The following is an 18879-nucleotide window of genomic DNA, read 5'->3' as shown; positions in this document are numbered from 1 at the left end:
CCTCCGCGATGGCAGGGGCCGAATTCGACTTTGGTATGTTTGCGGGCGTTAAGCTGCCGCGTTCGGGAAGCGGTAGTCCTTGAACTGGTCGCGCAGCGCGGTCTTCAGGATCTTGCCGGTCGCGGTGTGCGGTATGCCCTCGACGAAGGCGACATCGTCAGGCATCCACCATTTGGCGATCTTGCCGTCCATGTACTTGAGGATGTCGTCGCGCGTCGCCTGCTGGCCTTGCTTGAGCTGCACGATCAGCAGTGGACGCTCGTCCCATTTGGGGTGGAAGACGCCGATCACGGCGGCCTCCGCCACGGCCGGGTGGCCGACCGCGAGGTTCTCGAGGTCGATCGAGGAGATCCACTCGCCGCCGGACTTGATCACGTCCTTGGAGCGGTCGGTGATCCGCATGTAACCGCCCTCGTCGATGGTCGCGACGTCGCCGGTATCGAAGAAGCCTTCCTCGTCGAGGATGTTGGCATCGACACGGAAATAGGCCTTGGCGACGGCGGGGCCGGCGACCTTGAGGCGGCCAAAGGTCTTGCCGTCCCAGGGCAGCTCCTTGCCGGCATCGTCGGTGATTTTCATCTCGACTGCGAAGGGCGCATAGCCCTGCATCTGCAGGACGTCGAGACGCGCATCGCCGGTCGCGTTCTGGAACGGCGGCTTCAACGCCGAGACGCTGCCGATCGGGCTCATCTCGGTCATGCCCCAGGCGTGCCGGACGTTCGAGCCCATGTCGAGGAATGCCTTGATCATGGAGCGCGGCATCGCCGAGCCGCCGCAGATCACCATCTTCAGGTCCGGCAGCTTCAGGTTATTGGCACTCATGTGCTGGAGCAGCATCAGCCACACCGTCGGCACGCCGGCCGTGTGCGTCACCTTCTCGGTGGAGAGCAGCTCGTAGACCGAGGCGCCGTCGAGCTTGGGGCCGGGCATGACGAGCTTGGTGCCCTGCGAAGGTGCGGAGAAGGCGATGCCCCAGCTGTTGGCGTGGAACAGCGGAACCACCGGCAGCATCGTCTCCGAGGCGCTGGTGCCGAGCGCATCGACGTTGTTGGCCATCAGTGCGTGCAGCACGTTGGAGCGATGCGAATACAGCACACCCTTCGGGTCGCCCGTGGTGCCCGACGTGTAGCACATCGCGGCCGCCGTGTTCTCGTCAAAGTCCTTCCATTTGAATTTGCCGTCGGCCTCGGCGATCCAGTCCTCGTAGGCCACGACGTTCTTCAAATTGGTCTCGGGCATATGCGCCTTGTCGGTGAGGATGACGTACCGCTCGACGCTCGGCAGCTTGTCGGCGAGCTTCTCCAGCACCGGCACGAAGGTCAGGTCGACCATCACAATGCGGTCCTGCGCATGGTTGATGATCCAGGCGATCTGCTCGGGGAAAAGTCGGGGATTGATGGTATGGCAGATGGCGCCGATAGCCATGATGCCGTACCAGACCTCGAGATGGCGCCAGGTGTTCCAGGCGATCGTGGCGACACGGTCGCCGAGCTTGATGCCGTCGCGGTCCAGCATCTGCGAGACCTTGAGCGCGCGCTTGTGGATTTCGGCGTAGGTGGTGCGATGGATGGGTCCCTCGACCGACCGCGTGACGACCTCCTGCTTGCCGTGAATCTTGGCGGCGTGTTCGATGATCCGGTGGCAGAGCAGGGGCCAATCTTGCATCAAACCGAGCATTCAGACGTTCCTCCGAGAAATCGCTGGGCGCATTGTCGCTCTCAGCGCAGGGCCAAAGAATTGTCATGAGTTTTAGCCTGCCGGACTTTCGCCGCAAATGGTCTTGTCGCGGCAATATGTCCGCCGGCGCGGCGATGGTTACCGCTGCGGTCGGGCTCACGCTCGTGCTCGCGGATCGGGCCGAGGCGAGAAACCATGCTGCACTGCTCGATATCTTTGGTCCTGGTGCACCACGCCGGCATAAGTCCGTTCATTTCACCAAGGTACCACTCCCAAGACCGCGCCCTGAGGAGGCTCCCAAGGCAGCGGCTGAGGCCGCGCCGGAGGCCCCCGACAAGCCTTCTCCAGACAAGCCCGCCGTCAGCAAGCCGGCGGAGGTTGCGCCGCCTCCCGAGAAGCAGCTGTCGGCCTGTCGATCGGCGCTGACCGAAGACATCGCGATCGCGCCTTCCATTCCCGATATCCGCGGCCCAGGCGCCTGCGGCGGTGTGGATCTGGTGCGGCTGGAGGCGATCGTGCTGCCGGACAAGCGCAGGGTCGCGGTCAAGCCGGCCGCGATCCTGCGCTGCACGATGGCCTCGGCGATCGCGGATTGGGTGCGTACCGACATGGTGCCGCTGGCCACAAGCCTCGGCTCGACCATCACCGAACTCGACAATTTCGATAGCTTCGAGTGCCGCGGCCGCAACCGCGTCGTCGGCGCGATGCTGTCCGAGCACGGCAAGGCCAATGCACTCGACGTCCGTTCGCTGAAACTAGCCAACGGGCAGTCGATCGGTCTGACTGACCGCACCGTATCGCGCGATGTGCGCGAGCGCGTGCTGCATTCGGTCTGCTCGCGTTTTTCCACGGTGCTAGGGCCCGGCTCGGACTGGTACCACGAGGACCACATCCATCTCGATCTCGCGCAGCGCCGCAACGACTACCGGATCTGCCAGTGGAACGTCTGGGATCCCTTGCCCCAGGTTGCCCCCCTCCTGCCGACCGAGCGCCCCGAGGAGGCCCCGCCGCGCGAGGTCGCAGCAAAATCCGAGGGCAGCAAGGATGGAGCCGACGATCGGGACAGCACCAACCCTGCTGCGCCGGCGGACAAACCGGCAGCCGAGTCCGGCAGGAGCAAGCCGACAACAAAAAAGCGCCGGTAAACCGGCGCTTTTCAAAAATCTTTTGATCAGCCGAAGGTTAGTTCGGCGTCGGAACACCGCCGCCCTGGAGCGCGAGACGCGAATTGTAGGGCGAGTCGCCGTGCTTCGGCTCCAGCACCACGACGATGGTGCCGATCTTGACGCGGTTATAGAGGTCGATCGCGTCCTCGTTGGTCAGGCGGATGCAGCCCGACGAGATCGAGGCGCCGATATATTCAGGCTGGTTGGTGCCGTGAATGCGGAACAGCGTGTCCTTGCCGCCCGAGTACAGGTACATCGCGCGCGAGCCCATCGGATTGTCCGGACCGGGGGCGACGTAGGTCGGAACGCCGAGGCGCGAGATCTCGCCCGGGGTCGGGTGCCACGCCGGCCATTCGGTCATGCTGCCGACCTTGGCAATGCCGGACCAGGCCATGGCCTCTTCGCCGACGGTGATGCCGTAGCGGATCGCCTTGCCGCCATCCATGACGTAATAGAGGTAGTGGTTGTCGGAATCGACCACGATCGAGCCCGGCGACTCCTTGCGGTGGTAGTCAACGATGGCACGACGGAAAGGCTCTGCGACCGGCGTATTCTCGTACCGGATCTTGGCAAGGAGTTCCTTGTCCTTCGGCTTGAAATTCTGAGTGTTGGTGGCTTCGTAATGCGTGGCCTGCATGCAGCCCGACAGCATGAAGCCGGCAGCCAAAACTCCCAACATAACCTTCAGCGACGACATGGTTTGGTTCCAATCAAGACAATACCGCGCAGGTCCTCAAGCGTAGCGCCAAGGCCTTCGACTCCGTTGATTTCATTATCTTTGAAATCTGCCACAATTCCAGCATTTAGGGGCTTATCCCGCGCTGCGAGACCCAACCTGTGGCTTTTTTGCCGCAAGTTTTGCGTCTTTAGGCGGCCTTTTTGGCGCGAAAAGCACAGCTGTCGATTCCGTGCCACAGTTACGCCGCTTTGTCGCCACAAATGCAGCCGCCCCGTTAATGTGCTTCTCATCATGAACTTGTCAGAATCGCGCTAAGGGGCTGTCATTCTGTCGCAGGCGCTCTCCTGGAGTTGTTCATGTTTTCTGTGTTCGTTCCCTCCGACTCCTCCCTGAAGAAGGCCGTCGTCGACGATCTCGAGGCCGTGCCTGATCACGCCGTGTGGGTTGATCTGGTCAACCCGACCGCGGCCGAGGACAAGGCTGTGGAGCGCCTCCTGGGCATTGCGATCCCGACCCGGGAGGACATGCAGGAAATCGAGATCTCCAGCCGCCTCTATATCGAGAACAGCGCGCGCTACATGACCGCGACGCTGATGTGCCACTCCGATACCGACATGCCCCGCACCACGGCGGTGACCTTCATCCTCGGCGACCACCGCCTGGTCACGGTGCGCTACGACCAGCCCAAGCCGTTCGCCCTGGTCGAAAACAAGCTGGCGCGGTCCTGCACCCCCGCGATCACAGGCGAGATGGTGCTGATGGAGCTCCTGGATGCCGTAATCGACCGCTGCGCCGATATTCTCGAACGCTGCGGCATGGAGATCGACCAGGTCAGCCACGACATCTTCGAGCCCGAGAGCGAGCGGCACGGCCACGCCAAGCAATACTCGCAGATCCTGATCTCGATCGGCCGCAAGGGCGATCTGACCTCCAAGGTTCGTGAGAGCCTGGTCTCGATCGGCCGCGTCGTCACCTTCCTCTCCGCGGTCGTGGAGGGCGTGAAATGGTCCAAGGACATGCGCGAGCAGCTCAAGACCATGCAGCGCGACGTCGCTTCCCTGACCGACCACGCCTCCTATCTCTCCAGCAAGATCACCTTCGTGCTCGACGCCATGCTCGGCGTCGTCAATCTCGAGCAGAACAACATCATCAAGCTGTTTTCGGTCATGGCTGTTGTCCTGATGCCCCCGACGCTGATCGCCTCGATCTACGGCATGAACTTCAAGTCGATGCCGGAGCTGGAATGGGCGCACGGCTATCCGTTCGCGCTGGTGCTGATGGTGCTTGCCGCGATCGTCCCGTACTGGATCTTCAAGTGGAAGAAGTGGCTGTGAGCGTGCGCTTTCGAAAATAGTGAGCGAGACCTTACGCCGGTTGCAGAGACAGGGCGGATGGTGTCGCAGAATAGATCGTCATTGCGGCTGCGCCGTGATGTGTGGGCCGTGCCCCAATTCCTCCGGTAAAATTTGAGCGGTGGGCTGAACGTTTGCGCGAAACTTGTCTGCGATAAGCAGCCGGTTAGCCGCGAGGAACAGCCATGGTTGAAAAACGAATAACGACGCCCCGCAACGTCATTGATCTGACGAGCTATCGCCAGCTCATGGCGAGCGGCAAGGCGCCGTCGTTGTCGACGCGCATGTGCCGGCACTGTGGTGCGCCGCTGCTCGATGGCGAGAGCGATGACGACTGTTCGACGGCATTCAACGAAGCTGCACCACGGTTGCGCGACCGGTCGCGTCGCATTCGCCTGGATTGAGCAGCGGAAGGAACGGCAGGCGATCCAGTGTTGCGGCGGCGTTCTCTGGATGGCCTGGCTTCCCCGACCACGTCACCATTCGTCATTGCGAGTAGCGAGAAGCAATCCAGACTGTCTCCGTTGAGGCCGTCTGGATTGCTTCGCTTCGCTCGCAGTGACCGGACCCTAGACGTGCTGGCCGCCGTTGATGTGGATCTCGGCGCCGTTCACGTAGGAGCTGGTGTCCGTGCACAGCACGTAGATGATCTTGGCGACCTCGTCGGGCGTACCAAGGCGGTGCATCGGAATCTGCTGGTCGACGATCTTCTCGGTGCCCGGCGACAGGATGGAGGTATCGATCTCGCCCGGCGCGATCGCGTTGACGCGGACACCGATGCGGCCGAAGTCCGAGGCCATCTCGCGTGTCAGCGATGCGAGCGCGGCCTTCGAGGTTGCATACGCCGCGCCCGCGAAGGGATGCACGCGCGAGCCCGCGATCGAGGTGACGTTCACGACCGAGCCCTTGGCCGCCTTCAATTCATCGATCAATCCGCGCGCGATCATGATTGGCGCGAAGAAGTTGACGTGGAAGACATGAGTCCAGGTATCGAGATCGGTGTCGACGGAACCGAGCCTTGAGCCGCCGGGACCTTTCGGCGAGATCGCGGCGTTGTTGACCAGCGCGTGCAACATGCCGCCTTCGAGCCGGCTGCGGATGTCGGAGATCGCGCGAGCGGTGTCGGCGGGGTTGCCGAGGTCGACCTGGATGTGGTCCTCGGGGCCTGCATCCCACGGGCAATCCTCCGGGAACGGATGCCGCGAGCAGGTGATGACGCGCCAGCCCGCCGACGAGAAGCGGATCACCGTGGCGTGGCCGATACCGCGGCTCGCTCCGGTCAGGAGCAGCGTGCGGCGCGGCGCATTGGACGAATGCGGCATGGACATCTTTCAGGTCGGCCCAAAGATCAAGATGAGGATCGAGAGAAGGCGCTAGGGATACATCCGTGTCTTGGACCATTTCTGGCCGGCCGCGTCACGACGAAATTCGATGCGGTCGTGCAGGCGGAATGGGCGGTCGTGCCAGAACTCGATGCGCGAAGGCACAATACGCCAGCCGCTCCAGCCCGGCGGCCGCGGCACCTCGCCGATCACGTGCCTGGCCGCGACCTTGGCGATGGCCTGCTCGAAGGCGAAACGGCTCTCCAGCTCTTGCGACTGCTTGCTGGCCCAGGCGCCGATCTGTGCCTGCTTTGGGCGCGTCGCGAAATAGGCGTCGGCCTCGGCATCGGTCACCGGCGTCACGTTGCCGCGGATGCGGACCTGACGGCGCAGCGACTTCCAGTGAAACAGTAACGCTGCCTTAGGGTTTGCGGCGAGTTCGCGGCCCTTCTGGCTCGCGATGTGGCTGTAGAAGACGAAACCCCCGGTATCGAAGCCTTTCATCAGCACCATGCGTACGTCAGGAAGGCCCTCCGGATCGACGGTTGCGAGCGCCATTGCGTTGGGATCGTTCGGCTCACTCTTGATCGCCTCGTTCAGCCAGGCCTCGAACAGCGCGAACGGCTCGTCGGCGGCGGTAAAATCACCGGATGTTAAGGGTGTCTGGTGTTTCATCGAGGTCGTGTCGGTCATGCCTGGAGTCCGAATTGCGTCCCGCGGCCCAAAGCGCGCTGTTGTCGGCTACTGCCCTATATAGGGCATGGGAACGCGTTGGCCTATCGGCGATGCGGCTTTCGAGCCTCGCCATGGCGATGATTCTGGTCGGGCTCGGCGCCGGCGGCTGCAGCCTGTCCCGTCCGGACATCAATGCCTACGCCAAGACCGACGGCAACGACCTCACCGGCTCGATCTCGCGACGGGCGAAGGATGCTCCGCCAACCGAGAGCGATCTCGCCTTCGCCCGCAACGCCGCATCGGACGTGCTGAGCATGGGCGACAAGGACGCCAGCCAGCACTGGGAGAATCCGGAAACCGGCGCGCGCGGTTCGGTGACGCCGATCGCGCAGTCCTATGCCGCCGAGGACGGTCGCAGGTGCCGCGACTTCCTGGCGAGCTACGTCAACGGCAACACCGAAAGCTGGCTCGAGGGCGCGGGCTGCCAAAGCAGCCATGGCCGTTGGGAGATTCATACGCTAAAGCCGTGGCGCAGCTAGGATTCGGCTCGACTGACTAGTTGCAAAAATACCACTCAAACCCCACATTGATCGCAGGTGGGGCGGCGAGCCCTTTGAACAATTCGATTTCTTGAAGGAGACGTGACGGATGCGCGACCCCTATGAGGTCTTGGGGGTGCCGCGGAGCGCGAACGCTGCCGCGATCAAGAGCGCCTATCGCAAGCTGGCCAAGAAGCATCATCCCGACAGTAACAAGGGTGATCCCAAGGCCGCAGAGCGCTTCTCCGAGATCAATTCGGCCAACGAGATCATCGGCGACGAGGACAAGCGCAAGCAGTTCGATCGCGGCGAGATCGACGCCGAGGGCAAGCCGCGCTTCCAGGGCTTTCCGGGCGGCGGGCCGCGCGGACGTGCGGGTCCCGGCGGGTTCGAAAGCTACAGTTTCCGTGGCGGCGGCGCGGGCCCCGGCCAGGGCGCGGGCGCGTTCGAGGATATCCTCAACAGCATGTTCGGCGGCGGGATGCGCGGTGCACGGCCCGGGGCCGGCGGCGCCCAGTTCGAATTCGATACCGGCGGGATCGGTCTCGATCTCGACGTCAACGTCGCGATGTCCGTCTCGCTGGAAGAGTCGGTCAAGGGCGGCGAGAAGCGCGTCCGGTTGCCGAATGGCAAGGAACTGAACGTCAAGATTCCGGCCGGCGTCATCGAGGGTCAGCAGATCCGGTTGCGGGGGCAGGGCGAGACCGCACAGGGCCATCCGCCCGGCGATCTCCTGATCACCATCGGCATCGCGCCGCACCCGTTCTTCAAGGTCGAGGGCGCCGATCTCAGGATCGAGCTGCCGGTCACGCTCTACGAGGCCGTCCTCGGGGCCAAGGTCCGCGTGCCTACGCTCGGCAATGCGGTGGAACTGTCGGTCCCGAAAAATACCTCCAGCGGCCGGACCTTCCGCCTCAAAGGTAAGGGCTTGCCGAAATCCGGCGGAACCGGGGATCTTTTTGTCACCGTCAGGATTATGCTACCGGACGGGAACGACGCCGAGCTTGAAGCATTGATGGAGAAGTGGCGGAACCAGCACCCCTACAATCCACGTAGCGGGCTTGGCTAGAGATCGACCCAAGGGGTTCTCCTAAAGGCCTACGGCATCATCCGGGACATGATGCTGATCATATGCCTGAAGCGTGGTAGCGCTTCATGTACTCGACCTATCGGCTGTCCGGCGGGGCCGCCGACAAAAAGGTGCGGCCTCGAGAGGGGGACCAGCGCGGTACCAAAAACCCCAATCGAGGCCGCCCGCGTCGATCGGCGGATCGAACGCCACTCATATCGCGTGAGCACCCGGTACGATAATGAGACGCATACATGTCTTGATTCCAAATTTTCGATGACGGAATCAGGGCATTGCGCTTGCGCAGTTGTCTAGCCGCCGTTCTTCTCGGCTTGGTCGTACACGGACTGCGCCACCTTGGTCAGCCGATCGCGATCGGTGCCGCCAGTGACGACATAGCCGACGCCGCGATCCGCCCAGAACAGCGATCCGTCCTTGTCCTCCCTGGCATAGCGCATCTGGGTGGCACCGCTCTCGGTCTTGGCGGTGTAGATCGTAAAGCGCTCGCCGGAGGGACCCTCATACATCAGGAACGACGCCGGGCCGCTCGGCCCCGGCAGCAGCCGGCCACCGACGAGCTTCAACCCGCTCGCCTCGAGGTTCGGTGCGAACACTGTCCAGCCGCACCGCTTGGTCAGCCAGGCCTGGAGATGGTCGCGCTCATTGCCGGGCACCTCGACGGGGTGGCGGACCTCCACGACATACAGGCGGTGAGCGTCGAGCGCGTCCTCCGTGAAGCTCTGAAAGGTCGATGGGGCGGCCTTGACGCCATGCGCGACCCAGCCGGCCGTGCCGCCGGCGACGAAAGCGACGAGCACGGCGGCTGCGGCGCGGTAGAACCATTGCCGGGGACGGCGCTCCAGCCGTTCCAGCTCAAGCCGGACTGGTACCGGCTCCTGGGCCACGCTGTCGTAGCGCGCGTGCAGCATCTCGGCCATGGCGCGCCATGACTGCACCCGCTCGGCATCCTCGGGATGGGCGGCGAGCCAGGCCTCGACGTCTGCGCGGCGCTCGGCCGGCAGTTCGCCGTCGACATAGGCGTGGAGTTCGTCCTCGGTCACTGAAATTCTCTGGTCGTTCATATCGGTCGTCTCTGGCTCTGCGGCCCAAAATATTCCACGCGGTTCGACTGCGCTGCTTCTCGCTTCGCGCAGCGCATGCGGCGTGCGCGGCGCATCAATCCTGCCATCATTTCACCCGCCTGAGTGCGGGGCGCTCACCCTCCAGAGAGGCTTTGACGTGGGCGCGGGCGCGCGCCAGGCGCGACATGACCGTGCCGATCGGCACGGCCTGGATGTCGGCGACCTCTCGGTAGCTCATGCCTTCCAGCATCACCAGCAGCAGCACCGAGCGTTGCTCCTCGACCAGCGTCGAGAGTGCCCGTTCGATATCGCGTCCTTCGGCCTCCGTCCCGCTGGCATCCGGATTGTTCTCCGTCAGCTGCATGAATTGCGGGCGCCTTGCCAGCGAGCGCCGCCGGTTCTTGTTGAGGTTGGTCAGGATCGTGTAGAGCCAGCTCCTGACGTCGCCTCCGAGAAACAATCGCTCCGAGCGCAATGCGCGCACCAGCGTGTCCTGCACCAGATCGTCGGCCGCATCCGCGTCGCGCGTGAGCGCGCGGGCGTAGCGGCGCAACGCCGGGATCATGGCTTCCACGCTCTGGCGAAACGCACTCATTGCCTTGATGACGTCCTTCACATCAGGCGCGAGCGCCCATAGCGATCATAACACCCGAACGGAACGCCTATTCCGGCGCTGGAAACAGCGTTAACGCCGCGTATTAGGACTGTACCGCAGGGGAGGGCTGGTGTACCTCCAAACCTCGATCCAGCTCGACGGGACATGAAGAAATGGCGCAGAATTCAGGTCTGATGCAGGGCAAGCGCGGGGTCATCCTCGGCGTTGCCAACAACCGCTCGATCGCCTGGGGCATCGCCAAGGCATGCCAGGCGGCCGGCGCCGAGATCGCGCTCACCTATCAGGGCGATGCGCTGAAGAAGCGCGTCGAGCCGCTCGCCGCCGAGCTCGGCGCGCTCATGCTCGGCCATTGCGACGTCACCGATGCCGCGACCATCGATGCGGTGTTCGACGTGGTGAAGGAGAAATGGGGCAAGATCGATTTCGTCGTGCACGCGATCGCGTTCGCCGACAAGGATCAGCTCGAGGGCCGCTACGTCGACACCACCGCCGACAATTTCTCCAAGTCGATGCTGATCTCCTGCTACTCGCTGACTGCGGTGGCGCAGCGTGCCGAGAAGCTGATGCCCGACGGCGGCTCCATCATCACGCTGAGCTATTACGGTTCCGAGAAGTGGATGCCGAACTACAACGTCATGGGCGTTGCCAAGGCGGCGCTGGAGGCGAGCGTTCGCTATCTGGCCGCCGATCTCGGCGAGAAGGCGATCCGCGTCAACGCGATCTCGGCGGGCCCGATCAAGACGCTGGCATTCGCCGGCATCGCGGATTCACGCCTTCTGCTCAGATACAACGAGGTGAACGCGCCGCTGCGCCGCAACGTGACGATCGAGGAGGTCGGTGACAGTTCGCTGTATTTCTTGTCCGACCTGTCGCGCGGCGTCACCGGCGAAGTGCATCACGTCGATGCCGGCTACCACGTGCTCGGCATGAAGCGGCCCGACGCGCCTGATGTCTCGCTCGGCGGCAAGGACTGACCGCCACCGGCAATGCCCGTGCCCACGATCTATTATCTTCGCCACGGCGAGACCGAGTGGAATGCGCTCGGACGGCTCCAGGGCACCAGGGACGTTCCGCTGAACGCGCGCGGCCGCGGCCAGGCCTTGCAGGCAGGCGTCATTCTGGCCGATCTCCTCGAGCGCGACGGCCGCGACAAGGCGGCGCTGCGCTATGTGTCGAGCCCGCTCGGCCGTGCGCGCCAAACCATGGAGCTCGCGCGCAGCAAGCTCGAATTGCCAGCGACCGATTATATGCTGGACGATCGCCTGCGCGAGATCGGCTACGGCGTCTGGGAAGGGCTGACGCTCGCCGAGAGCGAAGCGAAGGATCCCGAGATCTACGCGAGACGTCTGGCCGATAAATGGACGGTGGGTCCTGCGGGGGCGGAGACCTATGCCGACGTCCAGGTCCGCGTCCGCGCCTGGTACGACGAAATCCGGACCGACACCGTCGCGGTCGCCCATGGCGGCACCTGCCGGGCCCTGATGGTCTCGCTCGGCCTCGAGACGCCGGCCAGCGCCGCCGAGCTCTACATCGAGCAGGGCGTCGTCTACGTGTTCCGTGACGGCCGGCTGGAGAAGTTCAGCCAGGTCAATTGGCCGTCATGCTAGGGGTTGAACGCCGTGTTTCCCGGCGCTACCACAAATCAGAACTGACTTACGAGCCAGCGAGCAGCAATGTCCTTCAACACCTTCGGCCACATGTTCCGCGTCACCACCTTTGGCGAGAGCCATGGCGTGGCGATTGGCTGCGTGGTCGACGGCTGCCCGCCGATGATCCCGCTCACCGAGGCCGACATTCAGCGGGACCTTGATCGCCGCAAGCCGGGCCAGTCGCGCTTCACGACCCAACGCCAGGAGCCGGACCAGGTCAAGATCCTGTCTGGCGTGATGGCGCATCCGGAGACCGGGGTGCAGGTGACCACGGGCACGCCGATCGGGCTTCTGATCGAGAACACCGACCAGCGCTCGAAGGACTATTCGGAGATCAAGGACAAGTTTCGCCCCGGTCACGCCGACTTCACCTATGAGGCGAAGTACGGCCTGCGCGACTTTCGCGGCGGCGGTCGTTCCTCGGCGCGCGAGACGGCGATGCGCGTCGCGGCCGGTGCGATCGCGCGAAAGGTGCTGCCCGATGTGAAGGTGCGCGGTGCACTGGTGCAGATCGGCCCGCACAAGATCGACCGCGCGAAGTGGGACTGGGACGAGATTGCGAACAATCCTTTCTTCTGTCCTGACAAGGACAAGGCGGCTTTCTTCGAGACCTATCTCGACGGCATCCGCAAGAGCGGTTCCTCGATCGGCGCGGTGCTCGAGATCGTCGCCGAGGGGGTGCCGGCAGGACTTGGCGCGCCGATCTATGCGAAGCTCGATTCCGATCTGGCGGGCGCGATGATGTCCATCAACGCGGTGAAGGGCGTCGAGATCGGCGCCGGCTTTGGCGCCGCCGAGCTCACCGGCGAAGAGAACGCCGACGAGATGCGCACCGGCAATGACGGCACGCGCTTCCTGTCCAATCACGCCGGCGGCGTTCTGGGCGGCATCTCCACGGGACAGCCGATCGTGGTGCGTTTCGCGGTGAAGCCGACCTCGTCGATCCTGCAGCCGCGCCTCACCGTCGATCGCAAGGGCGCCGATACCGAGATCTTCACCAAGGGCCGTCACGACCCCTGCGTCGGCATCCGCGCGGTCCCCGTCGGCGAAGCCATGATGGCCTGCGTGCTGGCCGACCACTTTTTGCGGGACCGCGGGCAGATCGGGCGGTAGCGCATGATCCGCCATGTCATTGAAAGCTCCGGCCGGAGCAACGACCCCTCAGCGTCTTGAGAGGTGCGGCTATTCCTCCGGCTCCGTCGTGAACAACAGCGGATAGCCTTTGGTGCGGGCGGCGTCGGTGGCGCGGGTGGCCTTGGTCTCGGCGACGTCCCTGGTGAACACGGCGACGACGCAGGCCCCTAGCTTGTGCGCGGTGATCATGACCTTGTAGGCTTGGTCCTCGGTCATGCGGAATTCCGCCTTGAGGATCATCGTGACGAACTCACGCGGCGTGTAGTCGTCGTTGATCAGGATGACCTTGTGCAGCTTCGGCCGCTCGACCTTGGTCCTGGTCCGCGTCTTGGGTGTGGTGACGGTGTCGTTCATTCCGCCTCCTTGATACGGCGGGGCTCGGTTCCGGGCCGAAGCGATCAGCTCACGGCCCTCGTACCATATTGCAGGACCTTCACCTTCTCCAAGGTGATCAGCCCGCTCGACATCATGCCATCCAGGATGGGCAGGAATGCGTTGATGTTGTCTTCGCTGTCCACGATCTCGATCAGGAGCGGCAGATCCTCCGAGAGCCGCAGGATTTTCGAGGTGTGAAGCCGGCTCGACTTGCCGAAGCCCATGGGACCGCGCAGCACGGTGGCACCGGCGAGATGCCGCTCGCGCGCCGTTGTCACGATGGCTTCATAGAGCGGCCTGCCGCCGTAATGGTCGCTCTCGCCGATGAAGATCCGGAGCGAAAGAGCCTGATTGGGGATTTGCATGGTCAGCTCCTCGTCAAGCGATTGTAGCGGTTGGCCATCATATGCCCCGCCCATACCGACACCAGCCAGCAGACGACGGACGCGGCGATATAGGCGAGGGCAGTATATTTCATGCCGCCATGGAATAGGCGGAAGGTCTCGAGGCTGAAGGTCGAGAAGGTGGTGTAGCCACCGCAGAAGCCGGTCATCACGAACTGCCGGTGCTCCGGCCTTGCCAGCACGCGGCCGTCGGGGCCGGTCAGCGTCGCGTAGAACCCGATGACGAGCGAGCCCGTCGCGTTGATGAACAGCGTCGCGAATGGGAAGCCGGGGCCGGTATCGAGGGCAAGCCCGACCAGATAGCGCGTCAGCCCGCCGACGATACTGCCGGCAGAGACCCAGGCATAGAGGATTGCGGTACGCCAGCGGTCGGCGGAGGAGGGCTTCATTTGCCTCTATCCCCCGAGACTGTCTGCAAGGAGGAAACCGCAGCTCACCGCCGCGAGGCACAGTCCAACGGAGAATACGACATTGCCGAGCGCGTGAAGCGGCTCGCCGTTGCGCGCCAGGGTCAGCGTCTGCAGGCTGAACGAGGATACCGTGGTGTAGCAGCCGAGGAAGCCGGTTACCGCGAACAGCCACGGATTGGGCGAGGCGAATACAGAGCCGGGATGTGTCGCCAGCGCGCCGAAAATACCGATCAGGAAGGCGCCGCTGACATTGATCGTCATGGTACCCCAGGGAAACGTCTCGCCCAGCCGCCGCGCGATCGCGCCGGAGACGAAATAGCGGGCGCAGCCGCCCAGCACGCTGCCGATCACGATGGCGATCACCCCGCTCAGCACGATGAATGGTCTCCCGTCATGACTTGTTCTCCATCGCCAGCCCGTTGCCGACGGTAAGCAGTCCCGCCAATGCCGCCAGCACGAAGCCGAGCCCGGCGAGAAACGTGCCCGCCGGACCAAAGGCATCCCATAGCGCGCCGGCGATCACGCTCGCGGCCAGCATTGCAAGGCCAGTGGACAGATTGAAATAGCCGAACGCGGTGCCGCGCAGCGCCGACGGTGCAGTATCGGCGACGAGTGCCGAGAGCAAGCCCTGCGTCAGTCCCATGTGCAGGCCCCACAGGATGACGCCGAGGGCGAGGCCGGGGAGATGAGGCAGCAGCGCCAGCGCGAGGTCGGCGCCGGCAAGACAGACGAGGCCTAGCGCGAGCAGGGCGGTCCGGTTGATGCGGTCCGACAGCACGCCCGCCGGATAGGCCGAGAGCGCGTAGGTGACGTTCATCAGCACCAGCACCGCCGGCACCCACATCGCATTGAGGCCGATGTTCTGCGCGCGCAGGATCAGGAAGGCTTCGCTGAAACGAGCGAGCGTGAAGACGACGCCCACCGCGACGACGCGCCAGTAGACGGGCCCGAGTTGCCGCATCGCGGCGGTGTTGAGCGGGTTCTTCGCAGGCTCTCGGTCCGCGTCCGGCTCCGGCTCGCTCACGGCGAACGCGATCAGTCCGAAGGACAGGAACGCGGGCAGCACGGCCACCCAGAACACGGTCGCAAAATGATCCGACGTCCACCACATCAGGCCGATCGCGGCGAGCGGCCCAATGAAGGCCCCGATCGTGTCGAGCGACTGTCGCAGGCCGAAGCTCGCGCCGCGCAGGCCGGCAGGGGATATATCGGCGATCAGCGCATCGCGGGGTGCGCCACGAATGCCTTTGCCGACGCGATCGATGAAACGCGCCGCGACCAGCCAGCCGACGCTGGGGGCCAGCGGGAACAGCGGCTTCGTCGCCGCGGCCAGTCCGTAGCCGAGCGCGGCGAGCAGCTTGCGGCGGCCCAGCCGGTCCGACAGCGCTCCGGAGAAGATCTTCGTGATCGAGGCGGTCGCCTCCGCGACGCCCTCGATGAAGCCGACGGCGAGGGTGGAGGCCCCGAGCACGGTGACGAGATAGACCGGCAGCAGCGCGTGGATCATCTCGGAAGAGATGTCCATCAGCATCGAGACGAGGCCGAGCACCCAGATTGCTCTGGGCAGCCCCGCGCGCGCAGCATTCGATGTGGTCGTCACGTTCGCAGACTTCTCCTTCGCCTACGCTTTCAGGCAACAAAAAACCCGCCAGCTGCGGGTTTGTCCATGCTCCCGCCAAAGAGAGGCCGATGGCCTCACCTCGAGCAGGAGTCATCAGCCCATCACAGTCATTCGACCGCCGGGCGGTTATCGGGGGACTCCATCCCCATCTGTGTCGTCAACGTAGCATGGAATTGGCGGGGAATAAATGGCGGGGGATCTGTCTCCGCATGTCGTTCGGATCGATGCGGCGTATCGCGGGCAATGACGGTGCTCGTGTTTTGCCCGCATATTTCCGCGTCATCGCTATGGCCAAACGACGGGCAACGTGCGGCAGTGATGCACTCGAATGTGAAGCAAGGGCGATCTTCGCGCTTTGCGGCAAGGCGTTTGCATGTCACCATCGCGTCATACGACGGGAGACTGCGATGCGGTTGCTGTTCTCGATCGGGGCTGTGCTGGTGGCCGGCATGCTTGCCGGAGGGGACGTCGCGGGCGTCGCGGCACCAAGTCCCAAACTTGAACCGCCGAAATTCGAACCGCCAATACAGCCGCGACAGGCGGCCGACCGTGATGCGCAAGCGGTCGATATCGAGCTGATCCTCGCGGTCGACGTCTCCTACTCCATGGACATGGATGAGCTTGCGGTCCAGCGCGAGGGTTACGCGCAGGCGATCCAGTCCAAGGAATTCTTGCAGGCGCTGAAGGCCGGGCCCACCGGCAGGATCGCGGTGACCTATTTCGAATGGGCCGCATCCAGCGACCAGAAGATCATCATCCCCTGGCGGCTCATCGACGGGCCGGAGAGCGCGGACGCGGTTGCCGGTGAGATCTTGAAGACGCCGATCCGCCGCGCCTCGCGCACCTCGATATCAGGTGCGATCGGATTTGCGATGCCGCTGTTCGACGAGGATCCCTATCACGGGCTCCGCCGCGTCATCGACATTTCAGGCGATGGCCCCAACAACAGTGGTGGTCCGGTCACCGTCGCACGCGATCTCGCGATCGAGAAGGGCATCATCATCAACGGTCTGCCGATCATGGTGAAGGAGCCGTCCTATTCGACCATGGATATCGACAATCTCGATTACTACTACGAGGATTGCGTCATCGGCGGTCCCGGCTCCTTCGTGATTCCGATCAAGGATCGCGAGAAGTTCAAGGAGGCGATCCGCACCAAGCTGCTGATGGAGGTTGCCGGCCGCATGCCCGAGAGACCGGTGATGCGCGTCGCGGACAAGGAGCCGCGCGTCAGCTGCTTGATCGGCGAGAAGATCTGGTCGGACCGCTCGGGTCGCTGAGGCCATCCCGATAGGACGATTCGCCTCATCGTGCCTGTGTCCGTCAACCGAAAGCCACGCGGCGTCGACGATCCACGGCGGCATGGGCGGTGTGGGTTCGACTATCTCGCCGCCAGCGGCGGCACGCTGTCGTTTCCGTGCTTCCGCTTGCTTCGCGATCAGTGTCATCGAGACCAGAACTTATGAGCCGATCAGGCCCATGATATCTATCATGGTGTCAAAACGAGAACGCTTGCGAGATGGAGAATTTCATGACGAACGAGCCTGCTATGATGGTCGGCGCCGCGACAGTCTTCGTCGTCTCCGACATCGAAGCGAGTCTCGCTTATTACCGTGATGTGCTCGGCTTTCAGGTCACCTTCGAATATGGCGCGCCCTTGTCCTACAGTTGCCTGTGCCGCGACGAGGTGGCCCTGCATTTGCTCGCGGCTGCGGCAACGAAACGTTTGCCCGGGCACGGCGGCCTCTGCATCTTCGTCCGGGACGTGGACCGGCTTTACACCGAGTTGTCTGGACGCGGCGCCAAGCTGATCAGCCAACCGCAGGATCGCGATTATGGGATGCGCGACTTCGACGCGGTCGATGCCGACGGCAACCGGGTCACATTTGGGATGGCGACGGGCGCCGCCGCCTGACATGGTCAGACCGCGGCGTCCGGTGGGGATCAGATCCGTGCTTCCAGGATCAGGTTGAACGGTGTCTCCGCGGCGCGGCGGAAGCGCGACAGGCCGCCTTCGCTGGCGACCTTGCGCAGCCTCGCTTCGCCGGCTTGCGCGCCGAGTGCGAGGCCCACCTCCTGATCGAGCGAGGCCGGCGTGCAGATCATCGTCGACGCCGCGTAATAGACGCGCCCGACCGGGTTGAGGTTGTCCTCGAGACGGTCGCCCGCGAACGGCTCGACCAGCATGCAGGTGCCGTCCTTCGCCATCGTTTGGCGCACATGGCTGATGGCGCCGACGGGATCGCCCATGTCGTGCAGGCAGTCGAAGAAGCAGACGAGATCGTAGCCCTCGGCGGGATAGGTCTTGGCCGAATGAACGGCAAAGCTGACTCGATCACCGAGCTTGGCCTCGCTTGCCGCCTTGCGTGCCGCCTCGATCGAGCCCTCGTGGTAGTCGAAGCCGTAGAAGCGGGAGTTCGGGAAAGCCTCCGCCATCAATCTCGTCGAGACGCCGTGCCCGCAGCCGACATCGGCGACCTTGGCGCCGCGCTTCAGCTTGTCGACGACGCCGTCGAGCGCGGGCAGCCACTCCTGCACGAGGTGATGCATGTAGCCGGTGCGGAAGAAGCGGGCGGTGCCGCAGAACAGGCATTCGCTGCGGCGGTTCCATCCGACGCCCTTGCCGCTCTTGAATGCATCCGAGATCTTCGGCTCGTCGAGAAATGTCGAAGCAATGAGGTTGCCGAAGGCGCCGAGGAAGACCGGACTGTCCTCGTCGGCGAGCGCCATCGCCTGCTCGGGCAGCATCGAGAACTTTCGCGATCCGGAATCGTATTCGATGTAGCCGGATGCCGCCTGGCTCGACAGCCATTCGCGAACATAGCGCTCCGTCGTTCCGGTGGCGCTCGCGAGTTCGGCCGAACTCATCGGCCCCTTGGCGGCGAGAGTGCGGTACAGGCCAAGCTTGTCCCCGAGCAGAACCAGCGATGCGTTCATCGCCGCACCGAATTCGGTGACCATCTTGCCCATAAAGGCATTCAACCTGTCGGAATTGACCTCCATGACAGCCTCCATGCAATGTCAGGCATTTTCAAAGGTCTGCGCAATTGCGCGTGGTCGGACTGTGCCAGGCCCTCTGCGGTCAAAGCCGGCCTCAGCTTGCACGTCC

At 63.9% G+C, this 18879-nt stretch carries 22 protein-coding genes and 1 riboswitch; of the genes, 10 read left to right on the top strand and 12 right to left on the bottom strand.

Annotated features, from left to right (window positions below; genetic code table 11):
• Positions 1-48: 48 nt before the first annotated feature.
• Positions 49-1677, bottom strand: coding sequence for a fatty-acid--CoA ligase (locus tag ACVWZ4_RS01930; RefSeq protein ID WP_456739738.1), 1629 nt, complete (start codon positions 1675-1677; stop codon positions 49-51).
• A 65-nt stretch (positions 1678-1742) separates the two neighbouring features.
• Between ACVWZ4_RS01930 and ACVWZ4_RS01925 the strand changes: the two genes are divergently transcribed.
• Positions 1743-2822, top strand: coding sequence for an extensin family protein (locus tag ACVWZ4_RS01925; protein WP_456739737.1), 1080 nt, complete (start codon positions 1743-1745; stop codon positions 2820-2822).
• A 37-nt stretch (positions 2823-2859) separates the two neighbouring features.
• On the opposite strand, the gene ACVWZ4_RS01920 is transcribed toward ACVWZ4_RS01925, so the two are convergent.
• On the bottom strand, positions 2860-3540 hold the full coding sequence (locus tag ACVWZ4_RS01920) for a L,D-transpeptidase (protein ID WP_456702279.1): 681 nt from the start codon (positions 3538-3540) through the stop codon (positions 2860-2862).
• 338 nt (positions 3541-3878) lie between these two features.
• Here ACVWZ4_RS01920 and ACVWZ4_RS01915 point away from each other — a divergent pair, with 338 nt between their 5' ends.
• The gene (locus ACVWZ4_RS01915) at positions 3879-4856 is read left to right on the top strand and encodes a magnesium transporter CorA family protein (RefSeq protein WP_456739736.1); all 978 of its coding nucleotides are present in this window, start codon (positions 3879-3881) and stop codon (positions 4854-4856) included.
• Positions 4857-5059: 203 nt separating this feature from the next.
• On the top strand, positions 5060-5278 hold the full coding sequence (locus ACVWZ4_RS01910) for a hypothetical protein (protein WP_456739735.1): 219 nt from the start codon (positions 5060-5062) through the stop codon (positions 5276-5278).
• Between the two features lie 165 nt (positions 5279-5443).
• On the opposite strand, the gene ACVWZ4_RS01905 is transcribed toward ACVWZ4_RS01910, so the two are convergent.
• Complete coding sequence (locus tag ACVWZ4_RS01905) at positions 5444-6196, bottom strand: SDR family NAD(P)-dependent oxidoreductase (protein ID WP_456739734.1); 753 nt, start codon at positions 6194-6196, stop codon at positions 5444-5446.
• A gap of 51 nt (positions 6197-6247) precedes the next feature.
• The gene (gene pdxH, locus ACVWZ4_RS01900; protein WP_456702283.1) at positions 6248-6889 is read right to left on the bottom strand and encodes a pyridoxamine 5'-phosphate oxidase; all 642 of its coding nucleotides are present in this window, start codon (positions 6887-6889) and stop codon (positions 6248-6250) included.
• A 113-nt stretch (positions 6890-7002) separates the two neighbouring features.
• Between pdxH and ACVWZ4_RS01895 the strand changes: the two genes are divergently transcribed.
• Positions 7003-7410 carry an RT0821/Lpp0805 family surface protein gene (locus ACVWZ4_RS01895; protein ID WP_456702284.1) on the top strand — a complete coding sequence of 136 codons (408 nt, stop codon included), beginning with the start codon at positions 7003-7005 and terminating at the stop codon, positions 7408-7410.
• A gap of 109 nt (positions 7411-7519) precedes the next feature.
• Positions 7520-8479 (top strand): DnaJ C-terminal domain-containing protein, encoded by a 960-nt coding sequence (locus tag ACVWZ4_RS01890; protein WP_456737972.1) that lies wholly within the window; start codon positions 7520-7522, stop codon positions 8477-8479.
• Positions 8480-8790: 311 nt separating this feature from the next.
• Here the strand turns inward: ACVWZ4_RS01890 and ACVWZ4_RS01885 are convergent, their stop codons facing one another.
• Together ACVWZ4_RS01885 and ACVWZ4_RS01880 are read right to left on the bottom strand one after the other, a co-directional pair.
• Positions 8791-9561, bottom strand: a complete 771-nt coding sequence (locus ACVWZ4_RS01885; protein ID WP_456702286.1) for an anti-sigma factor family protein — start codon at positions 9559-9561, stop codon at positions 8791-8793.
• 106 nt (positions 9562-9667) lie between these two features.
• Entirely contained in the window at positions 9668-10156 is a 489-nt protein-coding gene (locus ACVWZ4_RS01880; protein WP_092227756.1) for a sigma-70 family RNA polymerase sigma factor, read from the bottom strand.
• A 173-nt stretch (positions 10157-10329) separates the two neighbouring features.
• On the opposite strand from ACVWZ4_RS01880, the gene fabI reads away from it, so the two are divergent.
• The 3 genes from fabI (at position 10330) to aroC (ending at position 12939) form a co-directional block, all read left to right on the top strand.
• Positions 10330-11151 carry an enoyl-ACP reductase FabI gene (gene fabI, locus ACVWZ4_RS01875; RefSeq protein ID WP_456737973.1) on the top strand — a complete coding sequence of 274 codons (822 nt, stop codon included), beginning with the start codon at positions 10330-10332 and terminating at the stop codon, positions 11149-11151.
• Between the two features lie 12 nt (positions 11152-11163).
• Positions 11164-11784: a histidine phosphatase family protein gene (locus tag ACVWZ4_RS01870; protein ID WP_456702288.1), complete on the top strand. Its 621-nt coding sequence runs from the start codon at positions 11164-11166 to the stop codon at positions 11782-11784.
• A gap of 66 nt (positions 11785-11850) precedes the next feature.
• Positions 11851-12939 carry a chorismate synthase gene (gene aroC / locus ACVWZ4_RS01865; protein ID WP_456702289.1) on the top strand — a complete coding sequence of 363 codons (1089 nt, stop codon included), beginning with the start codon at positions 11851-11853 and terminating at the stop codon, positions 12937-12939.
• 69 nt (positions 12940-13008) lie between these two features.
• Here the strand turns inward: aroC and clpS are convergent, their stop codons facing one another.
• The 5 genes from clpS to ACVWZ4_RS01840 are packed head-to-tail and all read right to left on the bottom strand — an operon-like array spanning position 13009 to position 15749.
• Positions 13009-13314, bottom strand: coding sequence for an ATP-dependent Clp protease adapter ClpS (gene clpS / locus ACVWZ4_RS01860; protein ID WP_354086251.1), 306 nt, complete (start codon positions 13312-13314; stop codon positions 13009-13011).
• A gap of 44 nt (positions 13315-13358) precedes the next feature.
• Positions 13359-13700 (bottom strand): DUF190 domain-containing protein, encoded by a 342-nt coding sequence (locus ACVWZ4_RS01855; protein ID WP_456702290.1) that lies wholly within the window; start codon positions 13698-13700, stop codon positions 13359-13361.
• A gap of 2 nt (positions 13701-13702) precedes the next feature.
• Positions 13703-14128 (bottom strand): fluoride efflux transporter CrcB, encoded by a 426-nt coding sequence (gene crcB / locus ACVWZ4_RS01850; RefSeq protein ID WP_456702291.1) that lies wholly within the window; start codon positions 14126-14128, stop codon positions 13703-13705.
• Positions 14129-14134: 6 nt separating this feature from the next.
• Complete coding sequence (gene crcB / locus ACVWZ4_RS01845; RefSeq protein ID WP_456702292.1) at positions 14135-14524, bottom strand: fluoride efflux transporter CrcB; 390 nt, start codon at positions 14522-14524, stop codon at positions 14135-14137.
• 16 nt (positions 14525-14540) lie between these two features.
• Entirely contained in the window at positions 14541-15749 is a 1209-nt protein-coding gene (locus tag ACVWZ4_RS01840; protein WP_456737975.1) for an MFS transporter, read from the bottom strand.
• A gap of 98 nt (positions 15750-15847) precedes the next feature.
• A riboswitch (Fluoride riboswitch) is annotated at positions 15848-15926 on the bottom strand.
• Between the two features lie 251 nt (positions 15927-16177).
• On the opposite strand from ACVWZ4_RS01840, the gene ACVWZ4_RS01835 reads away from it, so the two are divergent.
• A complete protein-coding gene (locus tag ACVWZ4_RS01835) occupies positions 16178-17050 on the top strand; it encodes a DUF1194 domain-containing protein (RefSeq protein ID WP_456702293.1) in 873 nt (290 codons plus the stop codon).
• A gap of 269 nt (positions 17051-17319) precedes the next feature.
• Positions 17320-17685 (top strand): VOC family protein, encoded by a 366-nt coding sequence (locus tag ACVWZ4_RS01830; protein WP_456739733.1) that lies wholly within the window; start codon positions 17320-17322, stop codon positions 17683-17685.
• A 29-nt stretch (positions 17686-17714) separates the two neighbouring features.
• On the opposite strand, the gene ACVWZ4_RS01825 is transcribed toward ACVWZ4_RS01830, so the two are convergent.
• Positions 17715-18773: a methyltransferase domain-containing protein gene (locus ACVWZ4_RS01825; RefSeq protein ID WP_456702294.1), complete on the bottom strand. Its 1059-nt coding sequence runs from the start codon at positions 18771-18773 to the stop codon at positions 17715-17717.
• Between the last annotated feature and the right edge of the window lie 106 nt (positions 18774-18879).

It is taken from the genome of Bradyrhizobium sp. USDA 4472 (assembly GCF_054058595.1).
Note: the sequence above shows the minus strand (reverse complement) of the source record. Positions and strands in the feature narration are given on the sequence as shown.